Annotated in this window: 4 protein-coding genes; 2 read left to right on the plus strand and 2 right to left on the minus strand. The window is 45.2% G+C overall.

The genetic code is table 11. The features are described 5' to 3' along the window. Nucleotides 1–46: 46 nt before the first annotated feature. Nucleotides 47–1,714 carry an SgrR family transcriptional regulator gene (locus BCT11_RS03425; protein ID WP_102387134.1) on the minus strand — a complete coding sequence of 556 codons (1,668 nt, stop codon included), beginning with the start codon at nt 1,712–1,714 and terminating at the stop codon, nt 47–49. Nucleotides 1,715–1,961: 247 nt separating this feature from the next. After that, complete coding sequence (locus tag BCT11_RS03430) at nt 1,962–3,131, minus strand: MFS transporter (RefSeq protein WP_102387135.1); 1,170 nt, start codon at nt 3,129–3,131, stop codon at nt 1,962–1,964. A 101-nt stretch (nt 3,132–3,232) separates the two neighbouring features. On the opposite strand from BCT11_RS03430, the gene BCT11_RS03435 reads away from it, so the two are divergent. Both BCT11_RS03435 and BCT11_RS03440 read left to right on the plus strand, forming a co-directional pair. After that, complete coding sequence (locus BCT11_RS03435; protein ID WP_102387136.1) at nt 3,233–4,009, plus strand: helix-turn-helix transcriptional regulator; 777 nt, start codon at nt 3,233–3,235, stop codon at nt 4,007–4,009. 247 nt (nt 4,010–4,256) lie between these two features. After that, entirely contained in the window at nt 4,257–4,640 is a 384-nt protein-coding gene (locus BCT11_RS03440; protein ID WP_198593906.1) for a hypothetical protein, read from the plus strand. Nucleotides 4,641–4,705 lie beyond the last annotated feature (65 nt).

The raw sequence follows: 4,705 nt of genomic DNA on the forward strand, positions 1-4,705 counted from the left end.
TATTTTAGGACTAGACACTTTGTTGTATTCTTGGTGTCTGTAGTCCCTATTCAAGCCACATGTTTTTCAAAGACATCACACCCATTCGGTCTGTTTCTGCTCCATGCAGTTCTTCGGATTGAGAGTAGACAATGTGCTCTCTCCAAAGCGGCGCATAATGGTAGTTCTGTATCAACCAGTCCTCCGCTCGGAATAGCTTTTCTAACAATCCATAACTGTCTCCACTTTCACGCATCAATCCATCAACGAACTGCACTAAACTGTTTTGCTCTTTCTCGCTCAAACATCGAGTAAACGCGTCACTGGCAAGCATCCACTCGTAATACTGATAAGCACGGTCATCGCCAAATACGTAACAACCATAACCGACATCAGCGACCGCACGTTTCTCGTCGTGTGGGATTTGAATCGTCCACTCGACACCAAGCTCGGAAAGTATCTCAATGAGTGGGTCAAGCTCTGGTTTTAGGTTCTCACGAATTTCGATCACCACTGGACGCTTTGGCTTTGTCATTTGGCTTTCAAACAGGTGAAAACCTTTGTCTTGGTGCTCGTTCATCAGACTATTTGCCAACTCTACGCGCTGATCAGCATGCTTTCTAAAATGATGAACAATCCAAGCACGCTCTTGCTTGCTCAATTGGTTTTTGTGGTAGAAAAAATGAAGGACAGTACAACCATTTTGCTTACTGTGATCATCTCCGACATTATCAAGATGAATCGCGCGCTGCATTTGCTGAATGTGTGCATGGCCCACTTTGCTGCAGGGCGACAATGACCAAAATTCAGCCATATCAATTAATCCTCCAATGCCAAAATACCGAGGATTTCTTTTAAGTGTCCAATGGTGACTCTCCAATCGCTCCGCATAATATGGGCCTGTTCCAATAGGCTTATGTGGCTGTTCACAATCCATAATTGCCGTGTGTTTGTCACACAATAAATTGAGGAATACAGGGTCATTTTGACGCAGATAAAACGTCACCCATTGCCCTTCAACGTTGATAGAATCAAGGTGACGAAACAACACCGAAAATGGATTTTCCTCGTTTAATCTTCGCTCAAAGTTCGCCTTAATATCAGTGCCACTCAATCGCTTGCCATTGTGGAAGGTCACATCACTACGCAAGCGAATTCGAACGTGATCACCCTTATTTTCAAATGCGTGTGCAAGTTCGGGCAAGATGCTTTGAGAGTGAGGGTCAAAACGCAGCAATGTATTGTAAATGCTATCTATCAGCATCACTGAACGCACAGAATGAGCTTGATGCGGTCGCCATTCTGGTAATTGGTAAGGGGCGATATAAACCAAGGTATTTTGCTTGTTCAGTTCGGATTGCGCATCGCCCAACCACAGAGGCAGGTTTTCTTGAAACGCCAATTCGCCATCAAACTGCTCTGCTAGTTGGTGTGCTTGGTTGATTTTCCCCGCTTTCACCCACTCTTCTAATGCCTGCTTTAACGCCTCTTCAAACGTCACAAGTAGTGTGAGCGTCGATACGTTCCCCCGCCCCTTACCCGGAGCCCAAGTCACCCAACCATATGATTCCATTGCTACCATTAATTTACTGACATTTCGGTCGCTACATTGCAGTTGTTCTGCTAGCGATGCGATGGTGACTGGCGTTCTCTCCTGAGTTTGATAGTGCCGACTCAATTGACGTAAGCGGTTCAAATGCGAGGTAGATTTAAAAGATGAACTATCCATATTCATGTGTTCGTTATTTGTTCCCAATTAGATATTCATACTATCTCCAAAGTCATACAGGAGGTCAATATGAATACCATTTACTACTCTTACTATACATTAAGTGCCGAGCGCCATCGAAATACACCAAAACCAGAACCAGTAAGAACCAACCAATCTAGAGTGAGTTCACTCTTTCAGGCTGTGTTTTCGGTCTTACTATTTGTGTAAGCACGACTCATGATAAGGAGCGCTCAATGCGCTCCTTTTTGCTTCACTGTTTCACTAGTGTGGTGCTAGCCGTTTTTCTTTTGCTTGACGAAGGCATTAACGTTTTACTCAACAGTGCTATCCCCATCCCACCAGCGAGGATGAAATACATCAATACAAACTCTTGTGTATGAGCATAAGTCGCTGCGATAGGTCCAGTACTAAAGCTTAATGTGTACTTAACGGCGTAGATTCTCGAGCGCCATTTCACATCGGAATAACGGCCAATAGGCCAATCATTCACTGGTATTTGCGCGTATGTACACAACATCAAACCAACAAACACAAGAACCAATGACCATTCATGAGTAACCGTCGCTAATAGGAGGAATAACAGTTGCCCACCAGCAATGCAGGCGAGCAGCTTCTTGATATCAACGCGGTCAAGCAGCTCACCCACAACAAGCTGAATAAACGCGGCACAAACAAAAATCGATGTGGTTAACGTACTTGAAAGGCTCAATGATTGGCTAAATTGTGCGTCCATGATTTTAGGTAACGAGGTCGTCGTAGATTGAAAGACTAAACCGCCGAAGAAGACAACCACCGCAGCGCAAACGAACAGCACTTTGAGTTGTCGCAAAGACATCGTTACGTCGTCACGTATACTTTTCGCATGTTCGATATCAGTAACACCTTTCGATGCATACCAGTACACAATACCAGTTAATAAACACACAAGGCCTGGAACATAAAATGCGGATTGCCAAGAGAACCATTGGCACAACAAAGCGGTTCCCATTGCAGCAAACGCCAAACCTAAGTTACCTGCTAGTCCATTTACTGCGATAGCCCTGCCTGTTTTGTTTGCAGAGCTAAAGATAAGTGCAATACCGACGGGATGATAAATCGCCGCAAACAAGGCTATGGCACAAAGCCCCAACCCCATTTGCCATGGCGTTTGCGCAAGAGCAGTAAATAATGCAGAGGTGCCCATCCCAAAGTAGAAAACGGTCATCATGCCTTTTCGGCTCCAACGATCCGCCAGCCAACCAGCAGGCAGGGACATCACGCCATAAACCAACATGGCTACGCTCCCTACTTGGAGCAGCGCTGCGTAACTCATGTCCCATTCTTTATGCAGCGTTAGTACAATAGAAGGAAAGATGAGCAAGAAGTAATGATTGAGCGCATGCCCCACATTGAGGACACCTGCGTGAAAGGAACGGTTCATCTCGACTCCAAACCAAATAAAGGAAAGCTAACTAATGACAAGCTCAGTTTATCTGGCTAGCATTTGGCGTATAGATTCTATAAAGACAGGTTATTGCTCAAATGAGCCAGAACATCAAAGCCATCAGTCTGGACGCCAGCATCAATCTCTTAGAAGCGGTGGTCATTCCCAAGCACTACCCCGATGGGCACGTCATTGATTGGCATTGCCATCAACACAACCAATTGGTTTACGCCAGCAGTGGTGTGATGGCGGTCGAGACAGAATCTCAGCTATGGGTGATTCCGCCTCAAAGAGCGGTGTGGATCCGGGCGCATGAGAGCCACAAGGTGTATATGTATGGCGATGCGGCAATGAAAAACGTCTACTTGTTACCAAGTATCGATACTGAGCTGCCAAACCAGAGTGATGTTCTCAACGTGTCACCAATGCTGCGTGAGATGATCATTCACCTTTCTGAGCAACCGGCCGACCAAGTCAGCACAGAGCCGTATTGGCGTATAGTTCTGGTTTTGTTGGATCAGTTGAAAGTCGCGCCGCAAGCGTCCATTCAAATCCCTCTTCCCAACAATGCCAAACTTGGGCAGGTTTGTAACTCACTGTTGGATGAGCCTGCGGATAATCGTTCATTAAAACAATGGGCAGAGGAAATTAACGTCAGCAGCCGCACTTTGAGCCGTTTGTTTCGCAATGAAGTTGGCATGTCTTTCATCGAGTATCGTCAACAAGCAAGGTTGTTCCTCTCTCTGACGTTGTTGGCGCAAAACCTCCCAGTTACCATCGTTGCACTGGAGTGTGGCTTTACCAGCGTGAGTGCTTTTAATCATCTATTCAAACATAGCTTTGGGGTGACGCCGGGTCGCTTCTTCATGAATTAATATTGAGAACAGATAACACCCACATTTGATGCACTCAGAAAATAATCGAACACTCAGAGCACCTGACTGACCTATCTTCTGAAGATTCTACCCAACACGCAATTTGCGTACTTACTCAATAGCAAGGCGTAAATAATCAGAAAAACGTTTAATAATGTGCTTTTTAGGCATTCCCATTCAGACTTCAATAAATTAGACTCAAGCCAATGCCCAAGAAGTTTGAATTATTGATAAAAAAGGAATGCCAATGAGCTCAAGTATGATCCTTAATGAGTCGCTAATTGTAAGTGGTCGAGATATTCCACTGAAAGAATTGTTGTATGCGAAGCGTGTGCTTGATAACTACATGGCCGTAGCAAAAGAAAGCAGCCCACTTGAACTGCTCACAGAGATGAAAACCGCGGCAAAACAAGTTAAATACTTCACAACGGAGAGTAACCCTTGTGAAGCACGCAACGTGATCAGCGCGATGATTGATAAGGTGGAGACCGCTGAATCCTTTGATTCGTTTAAAGCGCTCGCGGGCGAACCTTCTCAAGCACTGAATGAATTGATTGAAGATCGTGCGAAGCTCATTAAGCACGAGCGTGAATTATTACTGGCGTCGGGTTACGACGCGTCTCGCATCTGATAGCTGCCTTGGTAGCTGCGCATTAAAAAAAGGAGCTCATTAAGTAATGCCGATCGTTTTAAATA

It is taken from the genome of Vibrio sp. 10N.222.52.B12 (assembly GCF_002875385.1).
Classification (GTDB): domain Bacteria; phylum Pseudomonadota; class Gammaproteobacteria; order Enterobacterales; family Vibrionaceae; genus Vibrio; species Vibrio jasicida.